The organism is Lysinibacillus pakistanensis (genome assembly GCF_030123245.1).
GTDB lineage: Bacteria > Bacillota > Bacilli > Bacillales_A > Planococcaceae > Lysinibacillus > Lysinibacillus pakistanensis.
In genome coordinates, this window is sequence record NZ_CP126101.1 from 2810668 (window position 1) to 2827166 (window position 16499).

Sequence of the window (16499 nt, forward strand, 5' to 3'; positions counted from 1 at the left end):
GATAGAAAATATTTTTGCTATAAATAGAGAAAAGTAGATAATGGAGAAAGTCATAAATATATTCAAATTATCATATCTCTATCAGTTATATTTCTATTATTATTGTTTTCATTCACATATTTTATTGATGCCTAGTCCTTACATCCTCTAACTATCTTTAATCATCGCTTTGATTACCCTTTTATTTTATGAATAGATGCCTAATATCATTTCAAGCCCTAGAATAATACCTCCTGTCAAATCCCCCTTTTTTGAAATAATTCCATCAAACACCAACTGTATAAAATTGACATCTCACGCCAATAGGTTTTTCTACTACGGTAATACATCTTGATATAAAAGCACACCTTTATTTATAGATTTTTTTAAATATTTCTACTAATCAAACCTCATATTTCTTTTATTTTTTGAAATATGATGAATAAGTCTAGAGAGTGTAACAGTTTACTACATATTATAAAAATGTAATCTGCAGATTATCAATCTTTAATTTGGAGGAGGTGAAAATTACATGCCTTTAACTACTGGTCCAATCGAAAATACTGGAAATCTACCGGCTAATGCCACTAGCGTTCGTGTCAAAGTTCTCAACCTTACTGGAGGTTTACTGACTGGAGTTGTACGCGTTTTTAGACTCAACGGTACAAGACAATTATTATCAACAACTCCTTTTGCCGCTAATGCCAACGCTTCTACTTTTGTAACTGCAGGTGTAGGTGGTGCGTTTCAATATGAAGTTGAAATTGTTCCGAATCAAACTGGCGGATTATATAGCGTTTACGGGCGAACAGCTTCAGGTAATATCATTGATGCCCAACGGTTAGTGAACTCAGAATTAACACAGATTCTTTAATTTTGAACAGATTGTAAAATCAGAAAAGCCTTATACTTCGGTATAGGGTTTTTCATGTTCATTCATTTACCCCAAACTTGTCCCCCTTTCTTAAAATATCTTTCGGACAACCTCTTACCCTTCCTTACATTGCATTTATTACAAGCTTCTTCACCAACCTTGAATCACACTAATATAAAACTTGTTAATTATGAAAATCCTTAAGAAAATCTTCATAAATATCCTCATTAATTATTAATAATTTCCATTTACAATAATCAATATCATTTCAAATAAAACCAAAAAAGGATTCTATATTGCGAAATCAAATAAAAACATTTAGTTAGTCTCTTATGATATGTAGCATTTGACAATTACCATTAGAAAAAAGGAGCAATTCATCTTGGGTATTACAGAAATTATTAGCAATATTCGTTTTTTAATGTTACCAGTAATTATTATTATTGGTGTAGAGTTCTTACTCATCACCCTTTATTACTTTTATCGAAAACGACAATTGGACAAAAAACAAATCCCTATAAAGAAGCTTATTCTTGGTGCAATCTTCGTTGGGTATATTGTTTTTGTGTTGGAGCTAACGATTATTGGCCGTGGCACTTCCCATTACATGCAAATGAATCTTCAACCATTCAGTGGTTATATTGACGCGTGGAAAAAATATTCTTTAAGAGATCTCCAAAATTGTCTATTTAATATATTAATGTTTGTTCCACTTGGAATCTTGTTGCCTTTACTTATCGCTAAATTTAAAGAATTTAAGTGGCTTCTTCTTGTAGTTGTAGGTGCTACAGTGTCAATTGAAACGTATCAGACACTAACGGGAGCAGGGATTTTTGAGCTTGATGATTTAATGAACAACTCACTTGGTGGTATTTTTGGATATCAGTTATACAGATTAGCTGCCTCCATTACACATAACAAAAAAATAAAAATGAAAAGTCTGATTGGAAACCTTGCTATACCTCTATTGATGGGTTTGATTTTTTTGTGTATGAATATTGTCTATGCCCAAAAGGAGTTTGGTCATTTAGCCATAAATGCCTATACAAAATCGAATATGTCAGATGTGAAAGTATCAACCTCATTGGAATTAAGCTCAGCATCAACTGTTGCTCCAGTATATAAGAAAATCATTAAAAATGAGGACGTAGAAGACCTATTACAACAGAAATTAGGATTATCTCAGGTGAATACACAGGATGATAAGGGCAGTGGTGAGATTTTAGTGGAAGATAAAGATGGGGTCCCCTATACATTGACTAAAAATGATGCAGAGGGACAATGGTGGTTAACAGATAACAATTATACACCAGAGCAAACTTCAGTTATTGTGCAAGAAGAAAAGGCAAAGTCACTAATGGACAAACTTTCTATACTACCGCAAGATGCAGAATTTACTGTACAGGAGAATGGCGAATTTGAATGGAAATTACCTGATCGTCCCGATTTAAAAAGAGATTATTGGACTGGGGATATTGAGCTCGGCCTAAAACAAGATGGCCGTGTTTATTCGTTAGCCTATAGTCTTCATGAAAATCGATTTATACGAGAAGTTGACATATTGTCTCCTGCAGAGGTGTATGAACGAATAAAGAATGGCGATTTCCCTCAAATAAAATATAACGCACTGGTACAGGAGGAAGATCTTGTTATAAAAAAAGGAGACCAAATTGAAATAGAATCGATTGAACTTTCGCATATGTATGACACAAAAGGCTTCTACCAGCCAATATACAATGTTTCTGGAAAGTTTAATGGAAATGATTGGTTCACATTAATTCAAGCTAGGAAGTAATAAATACGGGAGTACATATTCCTAAATTTAGTAAAGGCCCAGACTCAAATTATTGGAGTATCTGGGCCTTTCTAATTTTTAACTCAATTTTTAAATTTTCTTGAATAAATAAATTCTATTATTGGTGAAGTAACAAATGTAAGACCAACTACCAAGAGTAAAGGATAATTCTTCATGTCATTTAAATTAGATACACCCTCTGAAATAAATAATATAAGACATGCCATAATCATTAAAACATAATACCCAATCTTTGCGCTTTGAGTTTCAATATGCCTTTCTAATTCATCTTTGTCTTTTGCGCCATTATGGTCACCCCAATTTAACCAATTTAAAAGATAAGATAATGCAATAAAACTAAATATGATAGAACCCCCATTAATAGTACCAAAACGTAACCATTTGTATAAGGTGTAGCTTACGAATGTACAAAATACTATCAAAACAATTATACCGACTAATTTTTTTGATTTATTCATTTCATTTCTCCCCATTCCCATACGGTATAAATAATTCTTCCATAGTGACCCCTAATACTCTTGCAATATCAAAAGCTAACTTTAAACTCGGGTCATATTTGTTATTCTCTATTGCATTAATTGTTTGTCTAGTTACATCACAACGTTCTGCTAATTTTCCTTGAGAAATATTACATTGTTCTCTAAGTTCCTTTATATTATTTTTCATTCAACAACCACCTTCATATTTTGAGGTGTAAAACATTTTTTACACCCTAATAATACCTAAAATACTAATCATATGTCAAACATGTTTAACACATGATTTTGTTCACATTGGGTTGAAAAAGCAATAATCTTTAAAATGGCAAAAAAAGAAGTAGCCTCTCAGCCACTTCATCAGTTTATATTTCTCAATTTATATAACATCAAAATCACTCTAGAAGAGAATTCAAAAAGCTATCCGAATTTACAATTCAATATTGTCCTTCAGCTAATTATATCTTCATCATCTAATTCACCATCTTCAATTAGCACTATCTCAACCTTAGCGACTCTTTCCCCCCATGAGCCGCAGTCTTTGATAGTAGCAAAACTTCATATATGCCATCTCCAAAACCTGACCGAAATGCTACGCCTAGTCCTTCCTGTCCCCCGCTGTAATTTAATTGACCTCCTTGTTTATCATTATTGGAAGTTTATTTCACGGGCAATTCACTATACAAACATAGCTATCATAAGAATAGTAGGTAAAGCTAATTTTAGTCTTACACCTCCTAAACTCACTTCTACTTTTAATTTTCCATCTAACAAAAATATATAAATATGGATAGCTTTTAATGGTTTAACACCCCACTCATTCCCTACAACTAACATATTATAAATGTAGAAAGGAGGGATACTTTATGGGATACTATGGTGGAAATGTTGGTGGCATTAATAACTGCGGCAATAACGGCGGCGGTTATGGTTCATCATTTGCCTTAATTGTTGTTCTATTTATACTTTTAATTATTGTCGGCGCTACATTTATGAGTGGAGGATATTAACATTTCTGATTTAAGGGTCACTTCCTAGCTTGGTGGCCCTTTTTTAGTGTTTTTCTTCATATTGTACATACTTTTACTTAATATGAAAGTCTTTTCATTTTATTCTTTTTATCTAAAATTAACATATATAGTATTACTAGCTTTTTGAAAGGGGTACTAATATGTCACAGAGTTTCAAAATAGAATTACCAAAAATCTTTTCAGATCTAGAAAAAGCTAATTTTCAAGATATTTTTTATGATGAAGACCCATATTTATCAAATTGTATTATTGCTGATACAGTAATTGATAAAGAAGTTGTTGAAAAATTAGTTGTATCTAAAGTTATCTTTAAAAATGCAAAATTCATTGATGTTTCTTTTAGAAAAATTGATTTAACTGATGTAATTTTTGAAAACTGCGATCTATCTAATGCAAACTTAAGGGAAGGTATCATACATAGAGTTAATTTCAAAAACTGCAAATTATTAGGCACTGATTTTTCTGAAGCTAATCTTGGAAACGTTTCTTTTGAAAAATGTATTGCAAATCTATGCAATTTTGCTGTAACCCGTTTCAAGCAAGTGATATTTGACAATTCAATACTACAGAGTGCAAATTTTTATGATTGTTCACTTAATAAGGTGAAATTTTATGAAAGTGATATTAATGATGTTGATTTTTCTCAGACTTCTTTAAAGGGAATTGATATTAGTACATGTAATTTTGAAAAACTTAATGTAACCATAGAAAGTTTGAATGGGTGTGAGGTTTCCACTGAACAAGCTATTGGTTTTGCTTCTTTGTTGGGATTAAAGGTAAAGTCATTAAATTAAAAAAGCACAAGCTGATTGGAATTACGGCTTTCTCTTCTCCAAAAAATCAAGAAAATTTGTAGTAGTTGAAAGAGGTTTAATAGAAAAAGATGCACACCTGCTAAGTGAGTGTAGTTTAGTCGTACCTTTTATAAGAAAGATTGGATCTACTCAATTATTATAATAAAGTAAATATCTAGGAGGATATCAGAAATTGATTGATAATAATTTATTTAGAGGTGATTTTATCATTATTACCGGAGGTCCAGGTTCTGGTAAAACAACTTTGTTAGATGAACTACAGAAAAATAGCTATAAATACATCCATGAAGTTGCAAGAGAAATCATTCAAACACAAGTTTCTTCCAAGGGTGATGCGTTACCTTGGAAAAATGTAAAAAAATATCGTGATTTAATGTTAGATCGATCAATAGAAAGTTTTATTTCAGCATTGTCGAACCCTCAAAAAAAGCCTTTATTTTTTGATAGAGGCATTCCAGATACTCTTGCTTATACTCAATTGATTAATCTTCCTATTTCTAAGAAACTTGAGTCAGCAACTAGGAAGTACATGTATAACAAGAAAGTGTTTATTTTACCCCCTTGGAAAGACATATACAAAACTGATTCTGAAAGAAAACAGGATTTTGAGGAAGCTGTAGCAACCTATAAAATCATGTTTGAAACATATAAACATCTTGGATATGAACTTATTGAAGTACCTAAATTGAGCGTTGAAGAAAGAGCAAGCTTTATTACTGAAAATGTAGTATCTTGGGAGCTTTAAATGAAACGTTACCTGTACTTGATTACTTTCATTGTTTTCATTCCTCGTTTTTTTCCTTTGCGTCTTATGCGCTCGAACAAACAAAATTCACAAAAGCATTTGATGTAGACGTTAATCACTTTAAATAGCATATGCATTTACTATCTTGATTTTGGATATAAATTTTATCGTTTTTTAATTACGTATTTTATGCTAATAGATTTAACAAGTGCAAATCCAGTAAAGTAGTCTGACACTATCCACATGGAATATTGACTTTAACTGGAGAGCTTTTGACTGTTGCTTCTAAATATCATAAAAAGCTTATATATTTCATCTACTTTTACAATTCCCCCTCTTGTTTAAAATCACAACAGAAGCGTTTGTTTACTGGACTTATTTAAAGCAGTAGGACTTTTGATTTTGTTCTATGTATCTAATTATGTGCAATGACGAAGTTGAGGAATGCACTTTTAAATCTCTTTTTGCAACCCAAGATTGAATTGCTTTGGTTTTATTAGTTATTGAGATAATTTGTTTAGTTAAAAAATTCATCCTCCTCATTTTATAAAGCGAACAAAAAATAGTTCAGTTTTTCCATTACAATCTATTTCACCTATACTTACAAATAAATAAATTTTTTATTTTTGGAATTTTTTAACCTAATTTTAACCTTAATAGTTTATATTACCAATTATGGAATTTATAAATATGGATTTGTTAATTCCAAAAACAATTATTTTTAGGAGGCTTATATTATGTCAAATCAAGATTTACAGATGGAAAGCTGGTTAACAGTAAATGATGTTTCCCTTCATCAAAATATTCAAACACCACTTTCTTTCGACCTTACTTCCTCTTTACAAGATGCTGCGCCTGTCCAAGATACTATTAGTGGAGGTTTAATTATTGGTAACACACAAAACGAAGCTATCGATGCCAATAATAATGTAAAAAATGCACTGCAAACATACGGTCGTTTTAGTAATGAGGTCAAAGAATCTGCTCAAGTAAGTCCGATTGTTGGATTAACAACTATACTTGATATTGCAAGAATAGTTTCCAATTACAACCCGGCTTTGCCCACTGATCAAGAAAATGATGAAACTAAAAGAGCAAGAGTTGCTGCATACAACCAATATATTACGAAGGTGTTGCAAAATCCTTTAATGCACTTAAAAAGCAACTATGAAAAAAAATACACAAAACGAACTTCTAGCTGGAAGACAGCCATTGATGAAATCAGTAATTTATATGACGGCATCACAGAAAATGATAAAGAGAAAATTAAAAATAGTTTACAAGCTTTAGCAGAAGCTGCCTCATCAAGATCAAATAAAGCCAATACAGAAAATATATTTGCTCAAAATGTCATTGTGTGCAATGATAAAGAAATTGAATTTTGTATTTATTCAAGTTCAGTTACAATGCTTTATAGTGGTGGTAAAAATACCGTAAGACAGGTTGATTTCACTCTAAACGAAACCCACATTAGATTTACAAAAGAGTTATGGAGTAGATACTCTGATAAAGTTTTAGATAAACACTTAGCGTTGATAGATGATTGGCTACTTGGAATTAGTACTCCTAATAGTGATAAAACTACTCTCGCTTGCTTTGTTTAACATATCTATCAAAGGAAACCAGATAAATAGTGGTTTCCTTTTTTCTTTGATAATCATCAATTTTCTACTTTATTGTAAAAGCAGTAATAAGCTTTGTAATTTGTGTTTTAAAAGATAATACATAATAGAATTTGAATACCTTGATAAACCTGAGATGTTCTATAAAACATGCAAAAGGCGATGCTTTTATTCAAGCATCGCCCTCGTAAATTTATTTTTTCTATTACTGCATAGAGTTTTAAATTACCTACAAAATTAAATATTACAGCTTCTGCAAAAATTATAATTTATCGAAATCTTTTATGCAAAACATCAAAGCTTTCAGGCTGCATTTTATGATAATTTACTTCAGTGACTGAACAATCTCATCCAAACGATCCCAAGTTTCTGTAATTCCTTGTAACATGCCCATATCCATAACAGTCTTAAGTGCCTCGGCGGACACGTATTCTGCACGGTTTATCAGCTTAGTCTTGCCATTAAAATCGATGAAATCCAATGTCATCTCGGTCGATGGCATGGAATCATTCAAGTTTCCTTCAGCATCTGAAAAGTAATCAGTATAGCTAATTTTCTCTGGCTCAATAATCTCCTTATAAATCCCTTTGCCCCACGATTCCATACCAAAAAATTGGCCTTGGTTTGGATCGACACATTTCATGCAGTAGTGCCAAACGCCTCCTGGACGGAAATCAACGGTGCAAACTGGAATTTCCCATCCCTTCGGCCCCCACCAGCGTTTCAGATGCTCTGGCTCTTTAAACATTTTGAATAAGAAATCACGTGGAGCATCAAAAACGCGCTCTAGTATAAGTACACAATCATTTTCTACCCTTGATACCATTGAATTGCTTGACATTGCGCTTCCTCCTTTAATCATGGAATGGTTTTATGATCTTTCTTTTTTCTGCAATTCCTTCAAATATGCATCTAGGTTATCGTATCTTTCCTGCATCACACACTGGAAGGACTGTATCCATGAATCCAGCTCTTGGAATGGCTCAGGTCGGAGCTTGTAGATTCGGCGGTTAGCTTCAGCCTGCACCTCCACAATCCCATTATCACTAAGAACCTTTAGATGCTTTGAAGTTTGGGGCTGCCTCAATTCCAGCTGGTCGGTGATTTCACCCACGGTTAGAGGACCCTGGCGCAAGAGTTCGACAATATTTATACGGTTTGTTTCAGACAAAGCGCTTAATGTCGATATATTTACTCCTGGAATTTTCCCTGACATATAGCTCACCTCGTAATATGATGGTCGCCTGTTCTATATCGCACAGGCATTATCACCTGTTATCAATATAACCTATGAGGAATATTCCTGTCAAAGTATATTAAAAAGAAACCTCTTGATTAGGTTGTGCTCAATAATTTCAGATGCTTGCCAATTGACATTAAGAAGCATGTAAGATTCCCTGACCTTTATGTACTTCAAGAAACTTCTGTCTACTTTCTATTTCTTTCTCCTTTTTAAAGCTAAAAAAACCACACCAAGTAAGATGTGATTTTAAAAATAATATTAACTAACTATTAATTAAAAACAAGAAATGTACAACTGCAAGAATCCCCATTGGATAAATTATAGCTCTTGAAAATGTATTTTTAAATTCATTTCGAGGGTGTTTTTCAAAAAATAAATGTAAGATTGCATGGATGATAAAGAATAAATCTAGGAACCAAAACACAATTATCTGATACTCGCTGAATAGTAAAGAAAGTATTATTACATATAGAAAAAGATGAAGAAACGTGAATACTTTATATGCTTTAGAATCCTCCATATCCTTCAGTACAATAAACAATCGCCATTCTGAGCGCCTTATGGCATCCATTTCATGCAAAAGAAATAAAGATAGGTTAAATAAGAAAAGCACAAGCAAAAAATCAGGCATGTTATACCCCCTACAACTTTATATCATCATGTTACTACAAAACTATCGCCTCAAAATAAAATAAATATGTCAATATGAAGTCAAATTAACATAAGTTAGGCATAGCAAAAGACCGTACAAAAGAATACGGCCTAGCTATCACTGTTTAAGCCATTAAAATTAATTATGTTAGAAAGTGTTTTTACTTAATAGAAGTCATTTTATTACAATTAAAATCAATATTAAATTTCTCTATTTTTACTACATAATCCCCTATTCAACTCTTCATCATAAGTACCAGAGTTTGTTTTTTTACTACCTAAATCGAAGATGCAACCTTTCTGAACACCATTATGACTATCTTGATTAATTTTCTAACGAACCTAGAAATACATAGTTCGTATTTTGTTTAGTTTTTCAATTCCAATTAAGACTTTCTTTCCTTCAGTAAACATGTTCGCCTGTAACCCTTTAACTTCGTAATAAAAATTTCGCAATTTACTCTTCTCTTATAATAGATTTAGATGTAGTATATTATTACTAAATCAGATTTACTCAATATATTCAAAGTTATACTTTTTTTTCACAATAATTTTTGAAGATAGTTGGGCCAATAGGAGGATATATTTTTGAAAAACTTATCAATTGGAAAGAAAATGCTAACACTTATTACATCTGCTGTTATTTTTCTGCTAATTATTTCGGGAGTTGGTTTTTTCTACATAAAGGATATGGCGGACAAATCCAGCAAGATGTACAACGAGTCACTTTTGCCAATTCAATATATCGGTGAAATTCGCACTGACATTCGTGCGATGGGTTCTTTCGTTTTAGAGCTCATGATTACTACAGATGCAGATCGTAATGCCGACCTACAAACAAACATCTCACAAAGGTCTGAGAATATTAAAGACTCCATCGTGAAATTCGAGGCCTCTTACAATGGAAATGAAGATGAACAAAAACTGTTAGAATCTCTTAAATTCAATGTCGATGGTTATTTTAATGCCATGGAAAAAGTTATTGATTTGGCTGGTCAGAACCAAAACATCGAAGCCTATTCTATGTTCATCACAACATTAGCTGATTTTAGTGAGAATATGGCAAATGATGCACGTAATCTTATGACTCTATGTTCTGAGGATGCCGATAAGCTTAATAAAGAAAATGAACAAAGTCTATTCACTACTATGATTATGACTATCATTCTCTCTGTTTTGGCCGTTATTTTCTTTATTACATTGGCAACATGGATTGCCCGTTTAATTGTAAATCCAGTTAAAGAATTGCAGGCGAATATGTTAAAGGTTGGCGACGGCGATTTGACTGTGGAGGGTAAGTATTCATCAAAGGATGAAATCGGTCAATTAACCCAATCATTTAATACAATGATAAATAATATTAATAATACAGTAACGAAAGTCACTGAAACTGCTAATCATGTCGCTGCAGCATCTGAAGAACTGAATGTTAATGCAGCAGAAACTTCAAAAGCAACAGAATTGGTTGCAAATACAATGGAAACCATCGCTCAAGGATCAGTAGAACAACTCAATAATGTTTCTAACACATTCAATACCGTCAATGAACTGTCAACAGGTGTTCAACAAGTGGCTGGCAATGCTCAAGCTGTAAGCGAACTTTCAGGGGATTCATTATCTCTAGTGATAAATGGTATAGATGCCGCAAATCAAATGAATCAACAAATGATGGACATTACAGATCGTGTAAAAGGGTTATCTGAAATTGTGGACTTGTTAGGACAACGTTCAAATAAAATTGGTCAAATTATTGATTCAATTACAGCAATCGCTGAACAAACGAATCTTCTTGCCCTGAACGCCGCAATTGAAGCTGCACGTGCTGGCGAGCATGGGAAAGGTTTTGCTGTTGTTGCAGATGAGGTTAGAAAATTAGCAGAACAGTCTGCTGTTTCTTCAAATCAAATTGAAGTATTGATTTCTGAGACACAGAAAGATACGCTTAGGGCTGTTGAATCAATGAAGTTAGTAACATCGGAAGTGACAGAAGGGATTAAAACAACTGAAAATACACGTACAACTTTCGCTTCAATTCAAAATGCAATTCAAAGTGTTACAACACAGGTAGAAGAAGTGTCGGCAGCAGTCGAGGAAATGGCTGCGGGAACTCAGGAAATTGTTGGTAGTATGAATACAATTCACTCCATAACTAAATCTACTACTGTTGGAGCAGAGAGTATGTCTGCTACAACTGAAGAACAAATGGCATCAATGGAGGAAATTTCATCATCTGCTAATGCACTTGCAAACTTGGCAGAGGAGTTAAGAGACCTGGCTTCTCAATTCCGAGTTTAATACGATCATCATTTGCAGCACCACTTTTAACAATTTAATTTGATTTTACATTTTTTCCAAAATAACAATATCAGTTATATAAAAAGAAGCGGCTAGATTCTGTTTTTGATCTATACCGCTTCTTCTCCATTAGCTCTCACTGTTCCTTAAAACCTTTGTAGTTACTTTGTGAAGTGGTATAGTGCTAACCCCTCTGCAATCGCTTCATATCAACATTTATAAAGCTTATATTATATAAAATATTGTAAAATCCTCCCTTTTCCACTGCGCAATTCCACTTCTGCATATGCTCCGTTTATAAATGTTATTTGTGGGGGAACATGTCCACAGTCAATATCATAAATTATGGGTACTTGAAGCTCCATAGCTAGCTCCTTGTAAACATCTTCAACTGTATAATTTCCTACTGTGGTATTTGCCTGGCTTCTGCCAAACATAATACCCGAACAATTAGTAAACCATCCAGCCAATTTCATTTGTACAAGGTCTACGTAAATCGGTCGTTGACAATTCACAATTTTCTAGAAACCATAAAATAGGTTCATCTTTAATATAATTTTCTTTAAAGTTTTGAACCTCACCAAATCTTGTCCCAATTAAATGTCTAATAGTATCAATACATCCACCAAGTAAACGCCCCTGTATTTGAACAAGGTTATTTGAAATTGATTTCCATTCAGTTTTTTCTGTGAAATTAAAAACATATGGAGTGGGTTGATCAAACTGCCATTCCTTTTGATATTGTTCTGACGAAAGTTGTAGTATGGATTCTCCTTTTTTCAGAGAAAGAACTGACTCCCACATTGCTGTCGTATTATCAGAATACTCGTCTCTTAAATCTATAAAATTTGTTCCATGTGCAGTAGCCATACCTGTTTTTAATGTAATCGCCAACAATAAAAGACTAATATCTGAGTAACCTAAAATCCATTTCGTTTGAATATTATCAAAGTCAATAAATTCAAGAGTTTCAATAAGTAGCTCCCCTCCCCATGGTGGAATAATAATATGAATATCATCATTCATCATCATTTCATTAAACTCTTCAGCACGCTTTGATGCAGGTGCAGATTTTGCTTTATCTTGAGTCCAAGCAGTATCTCCACAAATCACAGAATAGCCTTTCCTCCTTAAACGATTGCATGCCGTTTTCAATAATTCATGCAGTTCAGTGGGCACTCCAGAAGATGGTGCTGTAACTCCAATTGTTATCTCCTTTTCTAAAAATGGATATTGAATCATATGTATCACCCCTATTTTTGTATTATTCTAACATAAAATATTGGTTTTTCGAAAAAAGGAATTCTCTAGCAATAATTTTTTCTGTATTAATATGTTCTTATTGAAAATAAAATAGTGTCCGCATCGTACCAAATTGCAAAAGATTTAAGCCTACTGGAGATTATGTAGTAGGCAAAACCTTGAGAGTAAAATATTTATATTACTTATCATATTGTATATCTATAAATCAACCTATAATCTAAAATATTACTTGAATTTATTAAAAACTTAATGGAGGTATATCATGAAGATAAAGATAGCAACAGTAGATGAAATTCAACAAATTGAAATTTTATACCAAGAACTTTTTTTAGAAATGTCTATCTTACAACCTAACTATCGGAAGCCTGCAAAACAAGATGTCGAGTTTATTAGAAATACAATTAATGAAAAAGAATCAGATATTCTCATAGCTGAAATAAATAAGCATGTAGCTGGCTTTCTGCTTGTTCAAGAAACAATAACCCCCTCATATTCATGTCTAGTTCAACATAAATATGCCTTTATTACTGATGTTATTGTTGGAAAACCCTATCAAAATCAAGGAATTGGTTCAGCTTTGCTATTAGAAGCGAAAAATTGGGCTCAAGATCGCAATTTAGATTACTTGGAGCTCAGCGTATTAACTGAAAATACTGGTGCTATTTCTTTATATGAAAAACATGGTTTTAAAGATATGAACCATACCATGCGTTTGGAATTTTGATGATTAGTAAGGGGCTGTCCCAAAAGAGGGTTTTTAACCAAAAATAAATAAAAAGCGAAAGGCATAAACGTTGTTAAATCAACGTTTATGCCTTTTCAATTTCATGTGATTTTACTACAAAAGAGACTTATGGGACAGCCCCAAATTTTGACTGACAATCAACTACTATTCAAACCACGCTTTATTTAAAAGCTCAATCCCTTTAAAAATAGAAGCTTCATCTAAATTTGCAAAACCAAGTAATACTTTAGTTGATTGATTTTTTGGAGGGTTGGCATAAAAAACTGAAGTAGGATAGATGATGACTCCTTGCTCTCGAGCCGTTTGAATAAGCTGTTTTTCTGTCATATGATTGTTCGATTCAAGAAGGATATGCAAACCAGAACCAGAACCATATACCTTGACATCATTGTTCATCACTTGATGAATTGCATTTAATAAGGCGAGATGTCTTCCCTTGTAAATATTTCTTGATTTATTTAGATGTCTTTCCCAATGACCACTTTCCATAAATAATCTTAAAGTATGCTGATGGAGCCTTGACACAGTTTGAACATAGAAATTGTTCTTTTTATAAAGATTAATTAACTCCATTGGTAAAACCATATAGCTTAATTTAATAGAAGGAATTAATGATTTCGAAAATGTACCCATGTACACTACATTTTCATAGCTATCTAATCCATGAAGAGCAGGTATAGGCTTTCCGCTATATCTAAACTCACCATCATAATCATCCTCGATTATATAAGCGTTCTCTTCTCTGGCCCATTCCAATAATTCCATCCTTCTGGTAATGGGCATAACAATTCCTGTTGGAAATTGATGAGAGGGTGTTACATAGACAGCCTTTACTTTAGTTTTTTTAAGATGATAAACACTAATGCCACTATTATCAAGTGGTATTGGCTGAATCTTTCTACCACTATCCTCAAATAAATACCGAACTCGATAATATCCCGGGTCTTCCATGCCATAGACAACATCTCTTCCAATCAAATTACACAGGAGTCCAGTGAGATATTGTAATCCAGCTCCCACAATAATTTGCTCTGCGGAACAACTTACACCTCTAGCTTGATAAAGATATTGAGAGATTGAATTTCTTAATTCAGACTCCCCTTGAGGATCTCCATACAAATATAAATAACCCTGTTCTTCATTTAAACTTTGTAAACTTAATTTCCGCCATATTTTATAGGGGAAATCCTTTAAATTAATATCACCATAATTAAAATCGTATTTTACTTTTACATCTTCCGACTCTTGATTAGAGCTAGCTGCCAAAATATCATTATCTATTTGATTATTCTTTACAAAGAAATCCTTCTCTAATTCCACAACATATATTCCATCTCTTTCTTTACTTATAACATAGCCCTCTGCGATAAGTTGCTGATAGGCTGCGTCAACAGTGTTTCGACTTATATTTAGATGTTTAGCTAAGCTTCGTTGAGATGGCAATTTACTATTTGCACGAATATTCCCTACTTGAATTTCATTTTTGATAAATTTGTATAACTGAAGATAAAGCGGACCATCTTTATCTAAAATTGGTGTTATTTCAATCATTATATTGGCTCCTTTAAAAATAACATTATTGGCACTTTGATAGGTGCCAATGAATGATTATAATTAAATCTATATTGTGGGATGTAAAATGTAAAGGTTTTAAGACATTTCACTAAAAAATCAGAGAGGGCGATTTCTATGTTTATTCCTAAATATTACAAAGTAACCGATGTAGAGGAAATTAAAAAATTTATTCGTTTAAACGCTTTTGCCACAATAGTTTCTATAAAAAAAGGTAGACCCATTGCTACGCATTTACCACTGCTTCTCAGCAAACAAGGTGATGATTATTACCTCACAGGGCATTTAGCATATGGAAATCCTCAATGGAGAACTTTTCAAGAGACAGATGAGGTACTAGTTATGTTCCAAGGGCCTCATGCCTATATCTCGTCTTCTTGGTATGAACAAGAGAATGTTCCAACATGGAACTACCAATCAGTACATGTATATGGAAAAGCCGAAACCTTTGAAGGAAAAGAGCTCGAAAAAGATTTGTCAAATTTACTTGAGAAATATGAAAAACATCGTGAGCATCCCGTATTATGGGATACACTTTCTCCCCAATTATTAGAACAAGAAATGAAAGGAATTGTTGGTGTAAAGGTTAAGGTACAGGAAATACAAGCTGCATATAAATTAAGCCAGAATCGAAATAAAGAGGATTATTCAAATATTATCCATCAACTATATGAAGAAAATGATTCGAACGCATGTGCAATAGCAGAAGAAATGAAAAGATTGGAACGTGGTCATAATTCGTAGATTCTAGTATAAGTACAACTTTTCATTAAACATTGATTATAAGCCATTCACGATAAAATTCACTACTCTTGCATAAAGCATTGTAGTTGACTTATGTTATAGTTTTATAAAAGAGGAATGATAATATGCGCCAAGTAATCCATTCTATCAGCTCAATACCAAGCTTGTAGGGAGTGCTATTATATCCCTTGACTCTCCCTGCAAGCTTGGGTTTCTCAAGGGAGCTGATAGTTTATGAAAAATCGATCAAAAGCCTATATTCGCCATCAGAAAGAGCGAATAATTCGAAAAAAATGGGCCATTTTAAAAAATGTATTTTTATTAGAGAGTAATTACATGCCAGCACGCGGCAAATTAAGCAAAGGCAAAATTCACTGTTCATGTAGAATGTGTCGATATGAGCAGTATCACTCGATTCCAAAAGCTAAACACAAGGCTAAATTAAAAGCAATGAAGGAGGAAATAGACGATTATGTCTATTTTCTCCTTTCATACTAATCCCATCAAATCACTTCAAATTGATTTGAGTCTCTATAAAAATTTTACATTTATTAAAAATATTAGAAAGACCAAGCTCTACTAAAAATTAAGAGCCTGGTCTATTTGTGCGTGTTGGTTTGCTTTCGCA

16 protein-coding genes and 1 pseudogene are annotated in these 16499 nt (G+C 32.9%); 10 read left to right on the forward strand and 7 right to left on the reverse strand.

Going from position 1 to position 16499, the window contains the following annotated elements; genetic code table 11:
* The first annotated feature begins 511 nt into the window (after nucleotides 1-511).
* Together QNH24_RS13830 and QNH24_RS13835 are read left to right on the forward strand one after the other, a co-directional pair.
* Nucleotides 512-853, forward strand: coding sequence for an ATPase (locus tag QNH24_RS13830; RefSeq protein WP_283868167.1), 342 nt, complete (start codon nucleotides 512-514; stop codon nucleotides 851-853).
* A gap of 382 nt (nucleotides 854-1235) precedes the next feature.
* Complete coding sequence (locus QNH24_RS13835) at nucleotides 1236-2648, forward strand: VanZ family protein (protein ID WP_283868168.1); 1413 nt, start codon at nucleotides 1236-1238, stop codon at nucleotides 2646-2648.
* Between the two features lie 83 nt (nucleotides 2649-2731).
* On the opposite strand, the gene QNH24_RS13840 is transcribed toward QNH24_RS13835, so the two are convergent.
* On the reverse strand, nucleotides 2732-3127 hold the full coding sequence (locus tag QNH24_RS13840; RefSeq protein WP_283868169.1) for a DUF2178 domain-containing protein: 396 nt from the start codon (nucleotides 3125-3127) through the stop codon (nucleotides 2732-2734).
* Between the two features lies 1 nt (nucleotide 3128).
* On the reverse strand, nucleotides 3129-3335 hold the full coding sequence (locus QNH24_RS13845) for a helix-turn-helix transcriptional regulator (protein ID WP_054770729.1): 207 nt from the start codon (nucleotides 3333-3335) through the stop codon (nucleotides 3129-3131).
* Nucleotides 3336-4011: 676 nt separating this feature from the next.
* Here QNH24_RS13845 and QNH24_RS13850 point away from each other — a divergent pair.
* From QNH24_RS13850 to QNH24_RS13865, 4 genes are all read left to right on the forward strand, one after another.
* On the forward strand, nucleotides 4012-4155 hold the full coding sequence (locus tag QNH24_RS13850) for a YjcZ family sporulation protein (protein WP_283868170.1): 144 nt from the start codon (nucleotides 4012-4014) through the stop codon (nucleotides 4153-4155).
* A 161-nt stretch (nucleotides 4156-4316) separates the two neighbouring features.
* Complete coding sequence (locus QNH24_RS13855) at nucleotides 4317-4970, forward strand: pentapeptide repeat-containing protein (protein ID WP_283868171.1); 654 nt, start codon at nucleotides 4317-4319, stop codon at nucleotides 4968-4970.
* A gap of 193 nt (nucleotides 4971-5163) precedes the next feature.
* The gene (locus QNH24_RS13860) at nucleotides 5164-5736 is read left to right on the forward strand and encodes an AAA family ATPase (RefSeq protein ID WP_283868172.1); all 573 of its coding nucleotides are present in this window, start codon (nucleotides 5164-5166) and stop codon (nucleotides 5734-5736) included.
* A 737-nt stretch (nucleotides 5737-6473) separates the two neighbouring features.
* Nucleotides 6474-7340, forward strand: a complete 867-nt coding sequence (locus QNH24_RS13865) for a hypothetical protein (RefSeq protein WP_283868173.1) — start codon at nucleotides 6474-6476, stop codon at nucleotides 7338-7340.
* 343 nt (nucleotides 7341-7683) lie between these two features.
* Here QNH24_RS13865 and QNH24_RS13870 read toward each other — a convergent pair whose 3' ends face one another.
* The 3 genes from QNH24_RS13870 to QNH24_RS13880 all read right to left on the reverse strand — a co-directional run bounded on the left by QNH24_RS13870 (nucleotide 7684) and on the right by QNH24_RS13880 (nucleotide 9232).
* A complete protein-coding gene (locus QNH24_RS13870; protein WP_283868174.1) occupies nucleotides 7684-8199 on the reverse strand; it encodes an SRPBCC domain-containing protein in 516 nt (171 codons plus the stop codon).
* 30 nt (nucleotides 8200-8229) lie between these two features.
* Complete coding sequence (locus tag QNH24_RS13875) at nucleotides 8230-8574, reverse strand: ArsR/SmtB family transcription factor (RefSeq protein WP_283868175.1); 345 nt, start codon at nucleotides 8572-8574, stop codon at nucleotides 8230-8232.
* A 289-nt stretch (nucleotides 8575-8863) separates the two neighbouring features.
* Nucleotides 8864-9232, reverse strand: coding sequence for a DUF6713 family protein (locus QNH24_RS13880; protein ID WP_283868176.1), 369 nt, complete (start codon nucleotides 9230-9232; stop codon nucleotides 8864-8866).
* A gap of 608 nt (nucleotides 9233-9840) precedes the next feature.
* On the opposite strand from QNH24_RS13880, the gene QNH24_RS13885 reads away from it, so the two are divergent.
* Nucleotides 9841-11547 (forward strand): methyl-accepting chemotaxis protein, encoded by a 1707-nt coding sequence (locus QNH24_RS13885; RefSeq protein ID WP_283868177.1) that lies wholly within the window; start codon nucleotides 9841-9843, stop codon nucleotides 11545-11547.
* A 230-nt stretch (nucleotides 11548-11777) separates the two neighbouring features.
* On the opposite strand, the pseudogene QNH24_RS13890 reads toward QNH24_RS13885, so the two are convergent.
* A pseudogene (locus QNH24_RS13890) lies at nucleotides 11778-12789 on the reverse strand (S66 family peptidase).
* Nucleotides 12790-13072: 283 nt separating this feature from the next.
* On the opposite strand from QNH24_RS13890, the gene QNH24_RS13895 reads away from it, so the two are divergent.
* Nucleotides 13073-13534 carry a GNAT family N-acetyltransferase gene (locus QNH24_RS13895; protein WP_283868178.1) on the forward strand — a complete coding sequence of 154 codons (462 nt, stop codon included), beginning with the start codon at nucleotides 13073-13075 and terminating at the stop codon, nucleotides 13532-13534.
* A gap of 165 nt (nucleotides 13535-13699) precedes the next feature.
* On the opposite strand, the gene pdxR is transcribed toward QNH24_RS13895, so the two are convergent.
* Nucleotides 13700-15106 (reverse strand): MocR-like pyridoxine biosynthesis transcription factor PdxR, encoded by a 1407-nt coding sequence (pdxR, locus tag QNH24_RS13900; RefSeq protein ID WP_283868179.1) that lies wholly within the window; start codon nucleotides 15104-15106, stop codon nucleotides 13700-13702.
* A 138-nt stretch (nucleotides 15107-15244) separates the two neighbouring features.
* Here pdxR and QNH24_RS13905 point away from each other — a divergent pair, with 138 nt between their 5' ends.
* Together QNH24_RS13905 and QNH24_RS13910 are read left to right on the forward strand one after the other, a co-directional pair.
* On the forward strand, nucleotides 15245-15871 hold the full coding sequence (locus QNH24_RS13905) for an FMN-binding negative transcriptional regulator (protein ID WP_283868180.1): 627 nt from the start codon (nucleotides 15245-15247) through the stop codon (nucleotides 15869-15871).
* Nucleotides 15872-16105: 234 nt separating this feature from the next.
* Nucleotides 16106-16369, forward strand: coding sequence for a hypothetical protein (locus tag QNH24_RS13910; protein WP_283868181.1), 264 nt, complete (start codon nucleotides 16106-16108; stop codon nucleotides 16367-16369).
* The last annotated feature ends 130 nt before the right edge of the window (nucleotides 16370-16499 follow it).

Excerpts from the sequence above, each read along its gene's own strand:
- QNH24_RS13830 (WP_283868167.1), top strand. The coding sequence starts at position 512 with ATGCCTTTAACTACTGGTCCAATCGAAAATACTGGAAATCTACCGGCT.
- QNH24_RS13840 (WP_283868169.1), bottom strand. The coding sequence starts at position 3,127 with ATGAATAAATCAAAAAAATTAGTCGGTATAATTGTTTTGATAGTATTT.
- QNH24_RS13845 (WP_054770729.1), bottom strand. The coding sequence starts at position 3,335 with ATGAAAAATAATATAAAGGAACTTAGAGAACAATGTAATATTTCTCAA.
- QNH24_RS13850 (WP_283868170.1), top strand. The coding sequence starts at position 4,012 with ATGGGATACTATGGTGGAAATGTTGGTGGCATTAATAACTGCGGCAAT.
- QNH24_RS13855 (WP_283868171.1), top strand. The coding sequence starts at position 4,317 with ATGTCACAGAGTTTCAAAATAGAATTACCAAAAATCTTTTCAGATCTA.
- QNH24_RS13865 (WP_283868173.1), top strand. The coding sequence starts at position 6,474 with ATGTCAAATCAAGATTTACAGATGGAAAGCTGGTTAACAGTAAATGAT.
- QNH24_RS13870 (WP_283868174.1), bottom strand. The coding sequence starts at position 8,199 with ATGTCAAGCAATTCAATGGTATCAAGGGTAGAAAATGATTGTGTACTT.
- QNH24_RS13875 (WP_283868175.1), bottom strand. The coding sequence starts at position 8,574 with ATGTCAGGGAAAATTCCAGGAGTAAATATATCGACATTAAGCGCTTTG.
- QNH24_RS13880 (WP_283868176.1), bottom strand. The coding sequence starts at position 9,232 with ATGCCTGATTTTTTGCTTGTGCTTTTCTTATTTAACCTATCTTTATTT.
- QNH24_RS13895 (WP_283868178.1), top strand. The coding sequence starts at position 13,073 with ATGAAGATAAAGATAGCAACAGTAGATGAAATTCAACAAATTGAAATT.
- pdxR (WP_283868179.1), bottom strand. The coding sequence starts at position 15,106 with ATGATTGAAATAACACCAATTTTAGATAAAGATGGTCCGCTTTATCTT.
- QNH24_RS13905 (WP_283868180.1), top strand. The coding sequence starts at position 15,245 with ATGTTTATTCCTAAATATTACAAAGTAACCGATGTAGAGGAAATTAAA.
- QNH24_RS13910 (WP_283868181.1), top strand. The coding sequence starts at position 16,106 with ATGAAAAATCGATCAAAAGCCTATATTCGCCATCAGAAAGAGCGAATA.